Below are 18,228 nucleotides of genomic sequence, written 5' to 3'. Positions count from 1 at the left end.
CGGCTTCGAGATAGGAGGCAGACTCCAGCACATCCGGGGCGGCCAGGGAAACGGCCGCGAGCCGGGCCGCCAACCCAGCCAGGAGGTCCTGGTGGGCAGGGCCTGTGGCGCGGTGCTGTGAAGCCTCCCCTGGGACCGCATGAAGGTGGGCCGGGCGCGGCAGCCAGCTGCCGGCGTCGTACGCTTTCCCGCCGTACGCCGCACCTAGATGCTCCCCAATGGCCTCCATAACCACACTCTGCCAGCCACCCCTGACAATGAAGAGACCCAAAGACCCCTATGTGGAAAACGTGGGCGGCGGACCTCAGCCCGCGGCGGCGGTTGACCCGGCACGGGCCGCTGAGGGTTCCTTCTGCCACGGCCAGCGCCCGGTGATTTCCAGCTCCAGGGAAAAGCTGAGGAACGTCCTGATCAGCACGATGATGGCCAGCACCCCGACGCTGGCGAACGTAGGCGTGACGGCAACGGTGCGGATGATGTCGGCAGCGACGAGCAGTTCCAGCCCCAGCAGAATGGATCTGCCCAGCAACTGCCGGTAGGAGCGGTAGAAACTCAGCTTTTCAGCACCTGGCGGAAGAAGCCGGGGCTGATGGCCACGGATCGCCAGCGGGAGGGAGACCACCGCGCCGATCACCATCACAGCAACTCCGGCGAAGTCGACCAGCTGCCCAACCGTCTCAATAATCTGCCGGAATTCCATGCCCTGCCTCAACTCAGGCCAAGGCCCGCTGGGCGGGCCGTGGCAGTGGTCAGGGGACGGCGGACGCACTCACGGATGGCGGACGCCGTTCCCCGCTATAACGTCCTTGTACCCTTCCCGGAATGTCGGAAACGAGAAGGAAAATCCCGCGCTGCGGAGGAGACCGTTACGGCAGCGCTTGTTGCCCCCGCGGGCAGGTCCTGCGTCACCCACCTTGGGCTCAGGGAAACCAAGTTCAGCTGCCAGGAATCGCAACACCGCGCCGAGGTCGGCCGGCTCATTGTCCACGCCGATGTATACGGGGCCCGGTACAGCTGCCATTCCGGCAAGGTGCACGATGGCAGCCGCGGCGTCGTCGCGATGGATCCGGTTGGTGTAGCGCACGTCTTCAGGGATCACGGCAGAGCCCGTCTTCACCTGGTCAATCAGGCGCGTCCGGCCCGGCCCGTAGATGCCTCCCAGCCTGAGTGAGACGCCGGCCGTGCGGGTCCCCGAGAGCCTGGCTTGCAGAAGCCCCTCGGCTTCCAACAACACCCGGCCGGAAAACCCGCCCGGCTCCGCGGTGGTGGACTCATCCACCCAGCCCCCACCCGCGTCCCCGTATACGGCAGTGGAGGACACAAAGATGATCCGCTCCGGCGACACCTGGTCACGCTTCAGGGCATCAAGGACATTTTCCAGCCCGCGTACATACGCAGCGCGGTATGCCTCCTCGGTAGGGGAGTCAGCAGCAACAGCGATGACGACGGCGGTGGTGTCCGCGGGGACGGGCGGCAGGTCTTTCGATCCCAAGTCAGCCGCGACACCTTCGATGGCCGCCGGCAGCTTGGCGGGGGAGCGGCGCCAGCCCACAACCCGGTGGCCCAGGGCAGCAAACCGCAGGCCCGCCTCGGTGCCCAGGTCCCCACACCCCGCCAACAGAACCGTCATGGCCTACGGTGCCTCTACCGGAAAGAACACGCGGGGATCCTGCAGCAGGGCAGGGTACGCGAATGCCGAGCGGTCAATGATCTCCGTGACTTCGAAATTCCTGCCGAAACGGCCGTCATCGAGCGTAAGGGGGCGCCCAACCACCTGTCCGACGGCGAACCTGGCCCCGTTCTCGAACGGAACAGCAACCGGCGTTTTTCCCGGAAGGGTCCGGAAGGCCTCCTCCTGCGCCAGGCGCTTACGGGTGGGCTTCTTCATCTGCGGCCTGGGCGCCGCCTTCTTGGGGGCCCGGGAAGGCCGGCGGGAGCCATCCTCCACGTAGACGGGAGAGTAGCCGTCGTCCCCGGCCGCCGCCGCGGCGGCAGCAGCAGCCCGGTTCACCGGCGGAAGCGCCACGGTGGTAAGGGACTGGGGGTCGACGTCGTCGTGCGGCTCGCGCAGGATCCACAGAATGTCCCCTTCCGGCTCCTGCGGCAGGAATTCGTGCCGCGGATCCGGCCAGACGTAGTCCATATCCGGGACCGCGTCCGGGAAAACGCGGGTATAGAACTTGGGCTCCTTGTGCACCAGCTTGGAACGGTGGCTCAAGTGGAAGTCGGGGTCCCCGAGCCACGGCGGCATCACGATTTTGGCGGCGTAGTCAGGGTGGGCTGCCTGCGGCGCGAACTCCGCGATGTTCGCGCGGGTGTTGTCCGGGTGGCCGCGCTCGATCCATTCGTCCGCCATGGCCAGGCCATACATGGTGAGGGCGGGAACGTGGCCCATCCACATCCGGATAGCGGGATGGGTCTGCCAGCCGTACTCCGGAATCACCAGGGCGCGAAGGGTTTGCAGCGCTTCAACCCGCTGCTTGCCCAGCCGTGCGGTGTCCAGGGCTTTGGCGCTTTCGCGGAAGTCAGGGTACGGGAGGAAGGTTTGCATCTATTCAGTCTGACGGCATGCGCCGGATGTTCCAATTACAGTGCGCAGGACCACTTGAGGCAGTGCGACCTGTCCAAATAATGGACGCCTGCATACGGCTTTCAGGTTAAACCACTAAGATCACCGCAACCACCCCCGCGTTTTGGAAGCTCTCTCATGACATCTACACCTGACAAAGCCGTCGACCACGCCCGCACCGCGCTGCCCCGCTACGGGCAGATGCTGGGCCCGGAAGCCCAGGGAATCCTGGTTCTGGACGAGTTCATTATCGATCCCGCCGCCGCGCGCAAGGATCAGCACCGGTTCCGCGATGGCATGGCTGCCGTCGCCAGGACGGTCCGCCGCATCGCCGCCCTCCGGGTGGTCATCGCGCTCGTGGCCATTGGAAACCTGCCCCTGTTCCTGCTCTCAAGCGGCTGGTGGATCTACGGCGTCTCGCTGACCCTCGTGGTTGCAGTGCACACCGCCGTGACACTGCTCAACCGGCACGAGCCGCGGCTCAAGCAACGCTCCGCGCTGGAACTGCACATGCACCGGGAACGCAGCGCCAACTACCGGCAGCTGCGCGACGCGGTCAAGTACATGATCGACACCCCCAGCCGGATGAACGAGCACCTCTACCTGGAGCTGCTGGCTGTCAAGCGGGTTGCCCTGAATCTGGCACATGGCACCGTCGCCTTGCTGGACACCAGCGACGATTCCGCCTGGAAGGTGCGGATCGTCCGCGAGCTCCCCGCCAGCTGACCGTCCGGTCCCTGCCGCCCAAGGCGGCAGGGGCTGACTGATTAAAGTACGACGCCGGCACATCCCTTATGGGGGTGTGCCGGCGTCGTTCTTTGGTCGACGGAATTTGTCTATCGCCGACCTGTCTGTGGCGCCTGTGAATGGGCGCGGCGGCCGCAGCCGCTGGTGCAACGTCCCCAGTTATTAGGCGGGGAGCTGGATGACCTGTCCCTCGAACACGAGGTTCGGATCCGAAATGGTGTCCAGGTTTGCGTCGGCAAGGTGCTGCCAGCCGCCCTGGATGCCGAGCTTCTGGGCCACGATGCTCAAGGTGTCCCCGGCCTGCAGGGTGTAGGTCTCGCCGCTGAGGGGAACCGAAGTGGCATGCCGCGGCGCAGGTGCCTGCTTGACCGGAGCGCTTTGGACCGGCGCGCTCTGAACCTGGGTGCTCTGCACGGGGGCGCTCTGAACGGGGGCACTCTGGACCGGTGCTCCGCCGCCGCCGCTCAGTCCGAGCTGCGACGAGCAGGACGGCCAGGCGCCCCAGCCCTGGGATGCCTGCACCCGCTCGGCGACAGCGATCTGCTGTTCACGGCTGGCGTTCTCCGGGGAACCGGTTCCGCCATAGGCTGACCAGGTGCTGGAGGTGAACTGCAGGCCGCCGGAGAAGCCGTTGCCCGTGTTGGTGGACCAGTTCCCGCCGCTCTCGCACTGGGCGAGTGCATCCCAGGTGGAGGTGGGGGTCGCTGCGTTGGCCGCCGTGGCTGAGAGGGCCAAACCTGCCGCGGAGACGGCGGCCAGGGTGACTCCGCGGCGTGCGGCAGTACGGAATTTGGTGTTTTTCATGATGGTGATGCTCCTGAAGGCCACCAGCGCTGGTTCCGTCCCCGGAGATCGTCGCGCCACTGCCCGCCCCTGACGAATAGAGGTCACTATCGGTGGCTGCCGCTGGGCAGTTCTGGTGAAGGCAGCACCGGGCAATCAAGAAGCCCGCCGAACGGGCATGCATTTCACGCTAGGACATCGTTTGGGCGTTATCAAATCGAGATTCCGGCAGGCGTGTTGAGTGGGCCATGGCACGCTCCACGGGTTGGACCATTCCGCTTCCAGAGGCCCGGGCAGGCGCGAAACCGGGTGGGGCACTATCCTGACCGGATGGACAACTTTCCCGGCGGCAGCACCATGCCCGAAACCGAAACGGACTTCGCGGAACCTGCGGTCCCTGCCAAGCCCCTCCCGGTGGCCGAACTGCACCTGCACATTGAGGGCACGCTGCAGCCCGAGCTCATCTTCGCCCTGGCCGAACGCAACGGCCTTGCGCTGCCGTACTCGAGCCTGGAGGAACTGCGCGAAAAGTACGAGTTCACAGACCTGCAGTCCTTCCTGGACCTCTACTACGCCAACATGGCCGTGCTGCGGACCGAGCAGGACTTCGCGGACATGACCCGGGCATACCTGGAGCGGGCTGCTGCCGCCGGCGTCCGGCACGCGGAAATCATGATGGACCCGCAGGCGCACGTATCCCGCGGGATTCCCCTGGAGGCCTGCGTCCAAGGTGTCGCCTCTGTCCTTGCCACGTCGGAGGAGGACTACGGCATCTCCACCATGCTGATCGCTGCATTCCTGCGTGACCTCCCGGAGGACTCCGCCCTGGAAGTCCTGGATCAACTGCTGGCCATGAACGCTCCGATCGGTGCGATCGGCCTGGACTCGGCCGAAGTGGGCAACCCGCCTTCCAAGTTCGAGCGGCTGTACGGGAAGGGGCGTGAAGCGGGCCTGCGGCTGACGGCCCACGCAGGGGAGGAGGGCCCCGCGTCGTACATTATCGAAGCCCTGGACGTCCTGGGCGTGGAACGGATCGACCACGGCATCCGCTGCATGGACGATCCCGACCTGGTGGAGCGCCTCGTGGACGCACGCATGCCCCTGACGGTCTGCCCCCTGTCCAACGTCCGGCTCCGCGCCGTGGACACCCTCGCCGATCATCCCTTGCCCGCCATGCTGGCAGCCGGCCTGAATGTCTCGGTCAATTCCGACGACCCCGCGTACTTCGGCGGGTACGTGGATGACAACTTTGCGCAGCTCACCGCGGTGTTCGACCTCTCCGATTTCGACAAGGCACGCCTGGCCGCGAACTCCATCCACTCCTCCTTCGCGTCGGAGGAGCGGAAGGCGGAACTGCTGGCGGAATTGAACGGCAGGGAAGTGTCCGACTGAACCCCGCTGTGTCGGGCGCAACAGCGGTGCTTTTTGCCCGGTAAACTAGGTGCCGCAGGCGTGTCCGGGGAGTGCAGGGCGGCACCCATGCCAGCGCTTCGAGGGTTATGCAGACAGCCCTTACCCGAGACCTCCGCCTCACTTGCGGCACCATCCGCTTCACAGTCGGTCACGACACGCAGAGTTAACCAATTAAAGTCGCGCGATTTAATGGGCAGTTGGCAAGATGCCTAAGACCGATCGCTTTTATATAAGGGGAATCATGGCCAAGTCCACCGCAGAAAACACCTACCTTCGACTCAAGACCGTCCTGGATGTCCTGACCGAAGGCGTGTGGTCCGGCGATGCACTGAATGCGGGCCAGGTCCTGGCGGAGGCAACCGCCCGCGTGCCCTTCACCGACCATGAGGCCGAACTCCTCAGCGGCGGCATCCCGCGCGGCCACAAGACCCTCACCTCGGCCACCGCCAAGCTGGTGAAGGCCGGCTGGCTGATCAAGGGCCGCACCGGCTGGACCATCACCGAGGACGGCATGCGCGCCACGGTCGCCTTCCCGGACGCTGACACCTTCGCGGCGGCGCTCGACGCCGGTACTCCCGTCCCTGCCGACACCCCGGTCCCCACGGCTCCCGCAGGCTTTGTCCGCCCCGTCTCTGCCGCCGCGGCCACACTTGAGGTTCCGGCCAAGACGGAAGCTCCGAAGAAAACCGCCAAGAAGGCCCCGGCCAAGAAGGCAGCCTCCGTTGTGGGCAAGGCCGCCAAGGCAATCGAAGACGCCGTCGAGCCCGTGGTGGCAGCCGTCCGCAAGGGCAAGACGCCCGCGAAGGACAAGGCCGCTGCTGCACCTGCTGCCGATGTTGCTGCCGAACCGCTGGAGGGTCCGGACGTCGAAACCCTGCCGCAGCCCGAAGCCGTGGCCCTGGCCGGCGACTTCAACACCATCCTGGGTGCACCCGAGAACTGGGCGCCGCAGTATGACGAGGCACAGATGGAGTTCGACTTCCTGGACCAGCTGTGGAAGAAGAGCGCCGAGCTTCCCGCCGGCTTCTACACGTTCAAGATCGCACTCAACCGCTCGTGGACTGAGAACTACGGCGCTTTCGGCACCTTCGATGGCCCCAACCACGAGCTGCACCACACCGGCGGCACCGTGACCATCCGTTACAACCACGCCACCCGCGACATCACCATCAACTAGCCCTTACGCAGCCCCGATCGGGTCGCAGTAACCGTCTCCCGGGTTGAGGGACGCGGTTACTGCGACCCGATGGGGGCAGCAAGGTTTGGAGAAGGAGCACCATGGGCAGGCACGCGGGCTCAGCGCACGATTCGGCGCGGGGCGGTTCGGCCCAGGATGCTGTCCGCCTGGACGCCCGGGTGTTCGGGATGGTCCAGGGTGTGGGCTTCCGCTACTGGACCATGGGCACCGCGGAGGAACTTGGATTGTCCGGCGAGGTGAGCAACCTCGCCGACGGTTCGGTGTCGGTCATTGCCGAAGGCGCCGAACCGCAGGTCCGGAAACTGCTGGACTGGCTCAAGTCGGACCGGACCCCTGGGCGGGTGGAGCGGGTTGAGTCCGGCTTTTCAGCTGCCCAGGGGACCTTTGGCGGATTCCGGGCGCACTGACGGCACCGTTTCTGTGCGGCTACTCTCGGGGGCTTAGGCCGATGAAGGCGCCAAGTTCTTCCAGCGCCGCGGGTTTGTGCGGCATGTAGCTGGTGAGCTCCGGGGAGCGGATGATCACGGCACGCCATTGTCCGCGGGATACGGCCACGTTGATACGGTTCCGGTTGAGCAGGAATTCCGCACCGCGGGGGGCCTCGGCCACCGCGGAGCACGCCATGGAGACCAGCACCACCGGAGCTTCCTGGCCCTGGAATTTGTCCACAGTTCCCACCCGCACCTCCGGCAGGCCGGCCTCTGCCAAATGCTTACGGATCAGATGGACCTGGGCGTTATAGGCAGCAACCACCAGCAGGTCCTGCTGCTCGAGGGGACGGGCCTCGCTCTCCGGGCCGCAGGTCCACTTCAGGCCAAGATGGCGGCGGGCCTGGCGCACAACTTCCGCCGCCTCCTCCCGTGACGCTGTGGTGTTGCCCGCGTGGTTGACCAGGACCGTCTCCACGCCCGGGGCCAGCTGCTCCAGTTCGCGGAGGGACGCGGCAGGAGCGGAACGCAGCTTTCCTTCATAGCTGAGATTGGACACCGCCCGGCACAGCTCCGGATGCATGCGCCATGTATCTGCCAGGAAGTACCCAAGGCTGGCGGGCAGGGTAGCGTGGCCGGCGGCAAGCCAGCCGAGAGCGGATTCATCCACGGGTTCGGGGTGCGTGCCCTGTGTAACCTGCGGGAGCTGCTGCGGGTCGCCCAGCAGGAGCAGCCGCGTGGCTGCCACAGAGACCGCCAGGGTGTTGGCCAGCGAGAACTGGCCTGCCTCGTCAATGACCAGAAGATCCAGTGACCCTGCCGGGACTTCCTTGCCGGTCACAGTCCATGCCGTGCCCCCGACCAGGCATCCGCCCGGCGACGCCAGCAGCCGGGCCACATCGCCTTCCGCCGTATGGTTCCAGGGAACCTGGTGTGGAGCGGCCAGTTTCTTGCCCACCACCTGCGGATCCACTCCACCGGTTTCAATGGCCCGGCAAAGCAGGTTTTCCACCACGTTGTGCGACTGGGCCACCACGCCGATTTTCCATCCCTGGGCTACCAGCCTGCCGATCACATGGGCACCCACGAACGTCTTGCCTGTCCCCGGCGGCCCCTGGACGGCCAGATAGGAATGGTCCAGGTCCTGCAGCGACTCGGTGATCGCCCGTGCATAGTCAGCGGTGCCGTCCTCACCAGGCAGCACTTCGGCTGGTCCTTGCCGGGAGCGGAACCGCGGCGGCAGCTTCCGCAGGATGTCCAGGCCCGGCTGCGCGGGGAGGGACGGCACGGAAGAGCCGACAGCCTGGGCAATCGCCGCGATGGCGGCTTCAATACTGGCGGTCGCGAGGGGCTGGTCCTCGGTGAGGGCCACCGGCAGGTGCGGGTAGGCGCGGAACTTTCCGGTCTCCCGCTCCGCAATGGTGATCAGGTGTTCCGGGCTGTCCGGCGCCGCTTCCAGCTCACTGATCCTGGTCCCGAACGTGAATGCCCGCGCACCGGACGCGGCCGGCGGATCGGTCATGCCATCGGGTCCAGGCGCGTCATACAGGCGGCACCAGCTGGAGTCGGGGCGGAAATCTGAGCCCTCGGTCATGGTTCCCCGGAGCTTGAGTATCCGTGTGCGCATCCGTTCCCGGGGCTTTGCCAGGGCCCAGTCCGACACAACTTCCGCCGAGGACACAACGAACACGTTCCGTTGGTCGGACCAGTTGTCCAGCGGTGCCTCGACCCGGTCGAAATGCTGCCACCAGAACTGCTTGCGCTCGCGGCGGTGGTATCCGGTGGCGGCGGCAACCATGGCGATGGCGCGCTCGTCGTCGGTCCACGGACGGTTGTCCGGCAACGCTGCAAGGTACTCCCGCAGCCTGGTTTCCTCAGGCGACTCACCGGCGTGGGCTGAACCGTCACCGGCAGTTCCCTCGCCGGCCGCTGACAGCACCTGCCCGGCCAGAGTGGCCTGTCCGCCCGCAGCATCCACCGCTCCCAGTGCGTCCTGGCTTGGCTCTCCGGGGACACCGGCTTGTTGGCCCAGCTGAAGCAACCAGTCCCGGAGCCGGAGGGTGGAGAGGCAGTCGTACTGGTTGTAGTCCGAGATCGAGGCGAGGATGGCGTCGGCATCGTCCTGCCGCCCGTCATCACGGGCGGCGCAGTAGGCGGCGTACGCAACCACAGAGGCCCCGGCGTCCTTGACTTCCCCGGACCGGAGGTTGTCCCCCATGTAAAGCGGTTCCAGCTTCTTGATGGAATAGGACGCTTCCGAGACCCGGATGGAGTGCCGGACCGTGGCGTACAGGTCCACCAGCAGCCCCTGCCGGAGCCAGTCGTCTACTGTGTCCTCACCGGCCTGGTGCGCCAGGGACAGGTTCCGCAGCGCCGTTTTTTCGTAGGCGGCGTAGTGGTAGACGTGCATGTCCGGGTACATGGCGCGGCGTTCCTCGACGTAATCCAGGAAGTCGAGGAAGGCGCGGCGCTCGCCGGAGCGGGAATGGGCCCAGAACGGCCGGAACACCGGATCCCCGGGGGCGCCCGGCACCGGGGCCTCTATGACACCAAACAGGTATTCGATGCCCCAGGCGCCGGTGGCGGGATCCTGCCAGAGCGGATCGCCCTCGAAGTCAAAGAAGATGTCCCCGGCACTGGGGGCAGGAAGCGAGCCGATCGTATGGTCGGAAAGGACGCTGAACGACACTGTATGCGGCTGTCCATCCTTGGTGAACGTCCGGGAACCTGCAGTCGGGTCCAGGCCAAGCTGCATCCGCGCCTGGGCGCGGAGCCTGGCCACCGAGTTCCTGGCCTCGCCGGCAGGCATGGCCGCCAGCTCGTCGATGGTGGTGATGCCGGCCCCGTGCAGCTTCCGCCGCTGGACCACGGACATGCCAGCCACCATCAGGAGATCCCTGTGAAGCTGCACCTGCTCCGCGCAGTAGTCGCAGCGTCCGCAGTGGGCGACGCCGGGCTGTTGCCACTGCACTGGGCTGTCACCGGCCCGGTGGCCGGCTGTGAGGTGGCGGAAGCGCCGGCGTCGTTCCCGGAAGACGGGCAGGAGATCCGGCAGGGAATGGCTGCTCCTGAGCCAGTCATCGCCCACCCGCGTTCCAAGTACCAGCGTGACAACCGGTGAGGGCTCCAGGCCCATCCCCAGGAGCTGGTCGCCGTAGGCGGCAAGCTGCAGCAGCGCCCCCACTTTCGCATGCCGGGCAAGTTTGGTGTCCCACACCTCGTAGCGGCCGGGACTGCCGGTCCCGGCGGCCTCGTTGACCAGGAAGTCGGCGTAGCCCAAAAATTCGCCGTCGAAAAAGGTGGCCTGGAAAACCACGTCTGCCCCGGAACGGAGGGCGAGTTCGGTTTCGGCGTGCTTGGCCTGCAGATCGCCGCGCAGGTTCTGGCCCCGGTCAAGGGAATAGACCCCTGCGCCGCGGCTGGCGTCCCATTCGCCGTACTTGGCCACCAGGCTGGCAAGCACGGTCCGCTCATGCTGGTCGCCCAACCCGCCGGCGCGTTTCTGCATCTCGTCAGCGGGAAACTCCGCCTTGGCGGTGCGGCCCAGCTTTTCGTCCAGGATGCGGAGCGCGCGGTACTCACACTCGCTGGCTGCCACCAGGTCACTGGCCGAAAAGACCAGGTCCGGCGGTGTGCCGGGTCCGGCATCCTTGCCGGCAGCGTCGAGCAGAAACACGGGGCCTCCCCAACTGTTCGCGGGCCGGAGGACGGTTCCCCTGGCCTGGGATCAAACGTAGCAAGAGGGGCTGACAAACACTCCAGCAAGCCCCGGTGCTGGCCCCGGGCAGGGCTCTTTCCAGGCGCCAAACGGAGCCGCCGGCGTCAGCCCTCCGTGGCGGCAGCCCGCACCTGGGCTTTGTCGTGCTGGTCGTGGGCGGTCCGGATCAGGTCCAGGAACTCGGTTTCATTGCGGATCAGCCGCTTGTACTTCTCGGGGAGCTTGCGGATCTGGTCCTCCTCACGGACCATCCTGGCAAAGATCTTGTCCCGCTCCGCCATGTCCGTCTCGTAGTTGAGGTCCACGTACTCGGTGGCATGCCGCCTCGCCCCCGAGACCGCGTTCTTGGCCTTGCCCTTGGGGCTGAAGACAGACGCCAGGATGGTCACCACCAGCACCCCGAGGATCACGCTGAGTGACAGGCCGGTGCTGACCTCCACCACGTTGACGTGCTCGCCGTCGTTGATGAACGGCAGGGTGTTCTCGTGCAGGGCATGCAGGATGAGCTTCACGCCGATGAAGCCCAGGATGACCGCCAGGCCGTAGGAGAGGAAGATCAGCCGGTCCAGCAGTCCGTCGATCAGGAAGAACAGCTGCCGCAGGCCCATCAGCGAGAACGCGGTGGCGGTGAAAACGACGAAGACGTTCTGGGTCAGGCCGAAGATGGCCGGGATCGAGTCCAGGGCGAACAGGATGTCCGTGCCGCCAATGGCCACCATGACCAGCAGCATCGGGGTCAGGACCCGCTTGCCGTTCTCCACTGTGAAGAGTTTGTCGCCGTCGTAATGTTCGGAGGCGGGCAGCAGTTTCTTGGCAAGCCGGACCACCAGGCCGTCGGAGTCGTCATCATGGTCTTCCGGCTTGAGCAGGTTTCCGGCCGTGAGGAGCAGGATGAGTCCGAAGATGTAGAACACCCAGGCAAAACTGTTGATCAGTGCCGCGCCCAGGAAGATGAACGCCGTGCGCGCGATCAGGGAGAACACGATGCCGAACAGCAGCACCTTCTGCTGGTCCGCGCGGGGCACCTTGAAGCTGGCCATGATGATCAGGAAGACGAAAAGGTTGTCTACTGACAATGCCTTCTCCGTGACGTAGCCGGCAAAGTATTCGGTGCCCATGTCGGCGCCCCCGAACAGCAGCACAACCAGGCCGAACACCACCGCGATGGTCACGTAGATGGCGGACCACGTGGCCGATTCCTTGAGGGAAGGGGTGTGGGCCTTGCGGACGTGGAAGAAGAAATCGAAGGCCAGCAGCCCGATGATTCCCGCAATGGTCAGGGTCCAGACATACGCAGGTACTTCCACGCGCAGGGCCTTTCGTCGGAGGGTCCTCCCAGCCTACCTAAGCGGGCTTCAGGAGTTGATGCTCCACGACGGCCGCTCGCGAAAGCGTCTTGTACCCCTCCTGCTCGAAGAGCACCGTGATGACATCGTCCTCATGCCGCATCACCAGGCCGGGGCCCCACTCCTTGTGGACCACCGTGGATTGCAGCGGGAATGGCTCGTCGGCTGCGGAAGCCGGGACCCCGCCGTCGGACTTTCTCATCTCCGCCTGGTTGGCGGCTTCGGCGCACCTGTCGCAGTTTCCGCAGGGCTCCGGAAGGTCCTCGCCGAAGTAGCCCAGCAGGAACTGCCGGCGGCAGCCGTCTGTTTCCGCGTAGGCGCGCATCATGGTGAGCCGGGACTGGTCCACGCGCTGGCGGGCTTCGGCCAGTTCGACGGCGTCCGCCACCAGCGTGGGCAGCTTTGCCTTGGACGTCAGCCGGACTCCCCGTTTGCCGGCACTGACGGCGCCTGTCTCCTCCAGCTGGTTCACCAGCCCGGTAATGCGCCGGGCCTTGAAACCCGTCAACTCGGCAAGGGATGACCTTGGGGTGGGGGCATGGGCCGCCTTGAGGACCTTCAGGATCGCAAGGAGAGAGTCGGGATCGGGGGAGTGGGTGCCGAAGAACTTCCGCAGGCCAAGGTCCTCGGAGCGGTAGTGGAGCACTGCGGAAGCGGGCTGGCCGTCCCTGCCCGCGCGTCCGATCTCCTGGTAGTAGGAGTCCAGCGACTCGGGAATGTCGGCGTGGACCACGAAACGGACGTTGGGCTTGTCGATGCCCATGCCGAACGCGGTGGTGGCCACCACCACGTCCAGCTTGTCGTTCAGGAACAGCTCGTGGATATGTTCGCGGTCCCTGGCGGGACGGCCAGCGTGGTACGCCTCGGCGCGCAGGCCCTCCTTGGCCAGCCTGGCGGCGTACTTTTCCGTGTCCTTCCGCGTGGCGGCGTACAGGAGGCCATGCCCGTTCCTGGCCAGCGCTGCCACCTGCTCAAGCACGGTCTGGCGCTTGCCCTTGTCTTCGTGGTGCCGGACCACGTCAAGGGTGATGTTGGGCCGGTCGAAACCGTGCACCAGCACCAGCGGCTTCTTCATCCCGAGCCGCTCCACGATTTCGTCCCGGACCGGCGGGGAGGCCGTGGCTGTCAGGGCTGCCACGGGCGGGTTGCCCAATTGCGCGCGGACATTTCCCAGCGCGAGGTAGTCCGGCCGGAAGTCGTGCCCCCATGAGGAGACACAGTGTGCCTCGTCCACCACGAACAACGTGATGTCCAGGGCTTTGATCCGGTCCACGGTTGACTGCTTGGCCAGCTGTTCCGGGGCGAGGAACAGGAACACCGCCGTACCCTCCTCGGCGGCCCGCCAGGAGGCTTCCACCTCGGCGTCGCTGTGCGAGGAGTTGATGGCCACCGCGGCGTCCGGTCCGAGGACCTGGGACAGGCCATCCAGCTGGTCCTCCTGCAGGGCGATCAGCGGAGAAACCACGACGGCGGGACGTCCCGTTGCCTTGTGCAGGTGCAGGGCTGCGACCTGGTAGATGGCGGATTTGCCGTAGCCAGTGGGCATGACGGCCAGGACGTCGCGGCCGTCCGCAAGGGCGGCCATGCCGGCCAGTTGCCCGTCCCGGAGGTCCGGCAGGTTGAAGGATGAAGCAGCAAGGGCCCGAAGGGCAGATTCGTCGGACATGGAAACGGAGCTCCGCACAGAAGAAAACAGCAGCCGCTTGCTTCAGCCGTAGGACCACCCTACGCCAGCCCCGCCCCGCCGTCGTAAACCATTGCAGCGGCCGCTGGTCATGGACGGCCCTGGCCCGCATAAGCGGTGCTGGCCGGCAACGCTTATGCGGGCAAGGGCCGTCCGTGCGTGGTTCCCGGAGGTTACGTGTCGATGGTGGACATGTTGGGGTAGCGCGCGCCCGCAGTAGACCCAGCCGGCGCCAGCTGGTCCAGCAGCTGAAGCTCGTCCTGGGTCAGCTCCACGTCCACGGCGCCAAGGTTCTCGCGCAGGCGTTCGCGTTTCTTGGTGCCCGGGATCGGAACAATATGCTCACCCTGCGCCAGCAGCCAGGCCAGGGCCAGCTGGCCGGGAGTGCACTGTTTCCGGTCCGCCAGCTCCTTGACCCGGTCCACCAGTTCCAGGTTCCGTGTGAAGTTCTCGCCCTGGAACCGGGGGGAGTGCCTGCGGAAATCGTCCTCCGCGAAGTCGTCCGCGCTGCGGATCTGGCCGGTCAGGAAGCCACGGCCCAACGGGCTGTACGGCACAAAACCAATGCCCAGCTCCGCCAGCACGGGAAACACCTTGGTCTCGGGCTCCCGCTCCCACAGCGAGTACTCGGTCTGCAGCGCAGTGATGGGGTGGACCGCGTGCGCTCGCCGGATGGTCTCCGCGGATGCTTCGGAGAGGCCCAGGTGCCGGACCTTGCCGGCCTGGACCAGTTCCGCCATGGCGCCCACTGTGTCCTCGATGGGAACCGTTTTGTCCACCCGGTGCTGGTAGTAGAGGTCGATGTGGTCCACCCCCAGCCGATGGAGGCTGGCGTCGCATGCGGACCGGACGTATTCGGGCCGGCCGTTGATGCCCACCCAGGAACCGTCCTCCCGGCGTTCGTTGCCGAACTTGGTGGCGAGCACAACGTCCCCGCGGCGGCCGGAAATGGCCCGGCCCACAAGTTTTTCGTTCGTGAAGGGCCCGTACATGTCTGCCGTGTCCAGCAGCGATCCCCCGGCGTCCAGGAATTCGTGGATGGTGGCAACCGACTCCTGCTCGTCGCCGCCGCCGTAGAACTCGCTCATGCCCATGCAGCCAAGGCCAAGGGCGGAAACTGTCAGTTGTCCAATAGTGCGCGTTTTCATGCCGTTCTCCTCAACGGTAGAACTTGCCTGGGGACCGGCCAGCCTGCGTGCCTGGAGCCGGTTGGTACAGCCTACGCCGCGGATAACACTTCCCCACCTGAAGCCTCCGGTAAACAAGGGGCTCCTACCCCTAGACCGCTCTGTGGGCCGTGCCTAGACTGGGCGGATCCCCACCCCGGGAACCGGTACCTGACCATGCCAAACATCAGGATGCACCAACCGGCCAGGACTGTTCCCCTCCGCGGGATGTCTCACCTACCCAGATCACGGCCGTCCCACCGGACGCCTGACTACAGGAGCGATAGATGACAGGGAACAAAGCCGTTGCCTACAAAGAAGCCGGCAAGGTCGAAGTAATTGACATTGACTATCCAACGTTCGAGCTCAAGGACGGCCCCGGGGTCAACCCCGCCAACGTGGGACGCCCGGTCAACCACGGGGTCATCCTCAAAACCGTGGCCACCAACATTTGCGGGTCGGACCAGCACATGGTCCGCGGCCGCACCACGGCTCCACCCAACCTGGTGCTGGGCCATGAAATCACCGGTGAAGTGGTGGAAGTGGGCCGTGACGTCGAATTCATCAAGGTGGGCGATCTCTGCTCGGTGCCGTTCAACATCGCCTGCGGCCGCTGCCGGAACTGCAAGGAGCGCAAGACCGGCATCTGCCTGAATGTGAACCCGGATCGCCCCGGCAGCGCCTACGGCTACGTGGACATGGGCGGCTGGGTGGGCGGCCAGGCCAATTATGTCCTGGTGCCATATGCGGACTGGAACCTGCTGAAGTTCCCGGACAAGGACAAGGCCATGGAGAAGATCCTGGACCTGGCCATGCTCTCGGATATCTTCCCCACCGGGTTCCACGGTGCGGTCACAGCCGGTGTGGGTGTCGGCTCAACCGTTTACGTGGCAGGGGCCGGTCCTGTTGGCCTCGCAGCGGCGACCAGTGCGCACCTGCTGGGTGCCGCCGTCGTCATTGTGGGCGACATGAACGAGGGCCGGTTGGCGCAGGCACGCAGCTTTGGCTGTGAGACCGTGGACTTGTCCAAGGGCGATCCGAAGGATCAGATCGAGCAAATCCTCGGCGTCCCCGAGGTGGACTGCGGCGTCGACGCCGTAGGGTTCGAGGCGAAGGGCCATGGGCACGACGCCAAGGAGGCGCCCGCGACGGTCCTGAATTCCCTCATGGAGCTCACGACGGCCGGCGGTGCCCTGGGCATCCCGGGCCTGTATGTCACGGGCGATCCGGGCGGCATCGACGAGGCCGCCAAGAAGGGTGCGCTGTCGCTGAGCCTTGGCACCGGCTGGGCCAAGTCGCTGAGCTTCACCACGGGCCAGTGCCCGGTGATGAAGTACAACCGGCAGCTGATGATGGCCATCTTGAATGACCGGGTGCACATCGCCAAGAACGTCAACGCAAAGGCAATTCCGCTGGAGGACGCACCGAAGGGCTACGCGGAGTTCGACGCCGGCGCAGCCACCAAGTACGTCCTTAACCCGAACGGCTACCTCAGCTGACGCGACGGCGGGCGGGGATGTCGCCAAGGAACCTTCACTTGCGGAAATAAGAGCGGACCGGGCCGGGTTAGGCTTTGCACGGTCAGCACACCCGCAACTGAAGGAGTTCCCTTGAGCGACATCACCGTCCGCCACACCCCTGGGCGCGAACGCTTCGAGATTCTTGATGCCGGCAATGTCATCGGCAAGGCGGCGTACAAGGAGTACGACGGCGGGGAGTCGCCGCAGCGGATTTTCTACCACACGGTCATCAATGAGGAATACGGCGGTCAGGGCCTGGCCGGCCGCCTGGCCACGGCCGCCCTGGATAGCACGGTTGAGGACGGCATCGGCATCGTCCCGGTGTGCCCGTTCATCAAGAAGTTCCTGGCCAAGCACCCCGAATACCTGGGCAGCGTAGTTGCCGTTGCCCCGGCGCACCTGGAATTCCTGGAGACCGCGATCGCCGCCCGCACCCGCGGCTAGGTTTTGACGCGCAAAGGCTTGCCCTTTTGAACCCCGGTTCCGACGCGCAAAGTGGTTCCCGAGGCGCCGGCTCCCTGGCGCGGACGGCGTTCGGAACGCGCGAGGAAATTTGTGCGTCGACAGCGGATTTCCGCGTCGGCAGGACCGCCCGGTGGAACACCCGGCAAGCCTTCAGGAAGCTCCCAAACTCCGGTGATTTAATCAGCATTTGTCAGCGCGGCTCAACGCCGCGCTGACGTTGTTTTGTGATTGCCGAGGCGGGACAGGAGCCCTTGTATGTCCATGCACCCCGTGGTGCCCAAACCAGGCCGGGACGCTCCGCCGCCGGCACCGGGCAAGCCTTCGTCCGGCAAGGCACGGGGCAACAGAAGGCTGCTGATCCTGGCCCTTGCCGTGGTGCTGGTCATCGTCGGCACCATCACCCTGGCCGTGGTCCGGTCCGAGCCGCCGACGGGGGCAGTGGTTCCCACCGAGCCGGCGGTTCCCGCGGCACCGGTGGCGGCAGCCCCGCCGTCGTTGCAGGACAGCGTGGACAGCATCCTCAGCGAAGCCGACGAATACCGGATTGGGCTGGCGCTCGCCGACGTGTCCGGGGGCGCCGAGCGGACGTTCGGCGATGAAAACACCTTTACAGCGGCCAGCACGGCGAAGATCCTGACCGCCGCCGCCTACTACCACCTGGTGGAGAACGGGCAGGCAAGCCTGGACGAACCCATGGGCGACTACGACGCCGCGTTCCAGCTCAAAGCCATGGTCAACGACAGCAACAACGATTCCTGGCTGCTGCTCATGGACGCGGTGGGCCACCCACAGCTGACCGCCTACGCGGCCTCCATCGGCGTCGCGTACGACCCCGAACAGAACCTGCTGACCGCCGCGGACATGGCCCTGATCCTGAAGAAGCTGTACGCGGGGGAGCTCCTGGACAAGGACAACACGGAGCAGCTGCTGAGCTACATGCAGGACACCAACAACGAAGACCTCATTCCCGCCGGGTCACGGTCCGGCGTGGACGTGCACCACAAGTACGGGGAAGTGTCCGGGGAACTGCACGACGCTGCGCTCTTGAGCTACCGCGGGTCGACGTTCGCGCTGGTGATCTATACGGAGAACCCGGAGGGCGTTCCGGATGACGGGCAGGCAGAGGTGATCCGGGACCTTACCCGGGCAGTCGAGGACGCGCTGTTCCCGGTGGGACTGACGGGCAAATAG

15 protein-coding genes and 1 pseudogene are annotated in these 18,228 nt (G+C 65.8%); 7 read left to right on the top strand and 9 right to left on the bottom strand.

Going from position 1 to position 18,228, the window contains the following annotated elements; translation table 11 throughout:
• The 4 genes and pseudogenes from AB0280_RS21115 to AB0280_RS21100 form a co-directional block, all read right to left on the bottom strand.
• Positions 1 to 229, bottom strand: a pseudogene (locus AB0280_RS21115) (hypothetical protein); the annotation flags it as partial.
• A 75-nt stretch (positions 230 to 304) separates the two neighbouring features.
• A complete protein-coding gene (locus tag AB0280_RS21110) occupies positions 305 to 700 on the bottom strand; it encodes a DUF1622 domain-containing protein (protein WP_275182227.1) in 396 nt (131 codons plus the stop codon).
• 69 nt (positions 701 to 769) lie between these two features.
• Entirely contained in the window at positions 770 to 1,630 is an 861-nt protein-coding gene (locus AB0280_RS21105) for an SDR family oxidoreductase (protein WP_366368652.1), read from the bottom strand.
• A 3-nt stretch (positions 1,631 to 1,633) separates the two neighbouring features.
• Positions 1,634 to 2,551, bottom strand: coding sequence for an MSMEG_6728 family protein (locus tag AB0280_RS21100; RefSeq protein WP_366368650.1), 918 nt, complete (start codon positions 2,549 to 2,551; stop codon positions 1,634 to 1,636).
• A gap of 156 nt (positions 2,552 to 2,707) precedes the next feature.
• Between AB0280_RS21100 and AB0280_RS21095 the strand changes: the two genes are divergently transcribed.
• Positions 2,708 to 3,295 (top strand): hypothetical protein, encoded by a 588-nt coding sequence (locus AB0280_RS21095; RefSeq protein WP_366368648.1) that lies wholly within the window; start codon positions 2,708 to 2,710, stop codon positions 3,293 to 3,295.
• 183 nt (positions 3,296 to 3,478) lie between these two features.
• Here the strand turns inward: AB0280_RS21095 and AB0280_RS21090 are convergent, their stop codons facing one another.
• The gene (locus tag AB0280_RS21090) at positions 3,479 to 4,120 is read right to left on the bottom strand and encodes a transglycosylase family protein (RefSeq protein WP_275182226.1); all 642 of its coding nucleotides are present in this window, start codon (positions 4,118 to 4,120) and stop codon (positions 3,479 to 3,481) included.
• Positions 4,121 to 4,429: 309 nt separating this feature from the next.
• Between AB0280_RS21090 and AB0280_RS21085 the strand changes: the two genes are divergently transcribed.
• From AB0280_RS21085 to AB0280_RS21075, 3 genes are all read left to right on the top strand, one after another.
• Positions 4,430 to 5,491 carry an adenosine deaminase gene (locus AB0280_RS21085; RefSeq protein ID WP_425328631.1) on the top strand — a complete coding sequence of 354 codons (1,062 nt, stop codon included), beginning with the start codon at positions 4,430 to 4,432 and terminating at the stop codon, positions 5,489 to 5,491.
• A 262-nt stretch (positions 5,492 to 5,753) separates the two neighbouring features.
• On the top strand, positions 5,754 to 6,689 hold the full coding sequence (locus AB0280_RS21080; protein ID WP_366368647.1) for a glycosidase: 936 nt from the start codon (positions 5,754 to 5,756) through the stop codon (positions 6,687 to 6,689).
• Positions 6,690 to 6,790: 101 nt separating this feature from the next.
• Positions 6,791 to 7,117: an acylphosphatase gene (locus AB0280_RS21075; RefSeq protein WP_366368645.1), complete on the top strand. Its 327-nt coding sequence runs from the start codon at positions 6,791 to 6,793 to the stop codon at positions 7,115 to 7,117.
• A gap of 19 nt (positions 7,118 to 7,136) precedes the next feature.
• On the opposite strand, the gene AB0280_RS21070 is transcribed toward AB0280_RS21075, so the two are convergent.
• The 4 genes from AB0280_RS21070 to AB0280_RS21055 all read right to left on the bottom strand — a co-directional run bounded on the left by AB0280_RS21070 (position 7,137) and on the right by AB0280_RS21055 (position 15,034).
• A complete protein-coding gene (locus AB0280_RS21070) occupies positions 7,137 to 10,814 on the bottom strand; it encodes a TM0106 family RecB-like putative nuclease (RefSeq protein WP_366368643.1) in 3,678 nt (1,225 codons plus the stop codon).
• A gap of 146 nt (positions 10,815 to 10,960) precedes the next feature.
• Positions 10,961 to 12,163, bottom strand: a complete 1,203-nt coding sequence (locus AB0280_RS21065; protein ID WP_307492194.1) for a TerC family protein — start codon at positions 12,161 to 12,163, stop codon at positions 10,961 to 10,963.
• Between the two features lie 37 nt (positions 12,164 to 12,200).
• On the bottom strand, positions 12,201 to 13,868 hold the full coding sequence (locus AB0280_RS21060; protein WP_307492196.1) for a RecQ family ATP-dependent DNA helicase: 1,668 nt from the start codon (positions 13,866 to 13,868) through the stop codon (positions 12,201 to 12,203).
• A 191-nt stretch (positions 13,869 to 14,059) separates the two neighbouring features.
• On the bottom strand, positions 14,060 to 15,034 hold the full coding sequence (locus AB0280_RS21055; protein ID WP_224025168.1) for an aldo/keto reductase: 975 nt from the start codon (positions 15,032 to 15,034) through the stop codon (positions 14,060 to 14,062).
• Between the two features lie 305 nt (positions 15,035 to 15,339).
• Here AB0280_RS21055 and fdhA point away from each other — a divergent pair, with 305 nt between their 5' ends.
• The 3 genes from fdhA (at position 15,340) to AB0280_RS21040 (ending at position 18,228) form a co-directional block, all read left to right on the top strand.
• Entirely contained in the window at positions 15,340 to 16,551 is a 1,212-nt protein-coding gene (gene fdhA / locus AB0280_RS21050; protein ID WP_159632774.1) for a formaldehyde dehydrogenase, glutathione-independent, read from the top strand.
• A gap of 111 nt (positions 16,552 to 16,662) precedes the next feature.
• Entirely contained in the window at positions 16,663 to 17,016 is a 354-nt protein-coding gene (locus AB0280_RS21045) for a GNAT family N-acetyltransferase (protein ID WP_224025170.1), read from the top strand.
• A gap of 276 nt (positions 17,017 to 17,292) precedes the next feature.
• Positions 17,293 to 18,228, top strand: a complete 936-nt coding sequence (locus AB0280_RS21040; RefSeq protein WP_159632772.1) for a serine hydrolase — start codon at positions 17,293 to 17,295, stop codon at positions 18,226 to 18,228.

Source organism: Pseudarthrobacter sp. 902506025 (assembly GCF_040702325.1).
Taxonomy (GTDB): Bacteria; Actinomycetota; Actinomycetes; order Actinomycetales; family Micrococcaceae; genus Arthrobacter.
The sequence above is the reverse complement of the archived record's forward strand: the minus strand, read 5'-3'. Positions and strand labels throughout refer to the sequence as shown.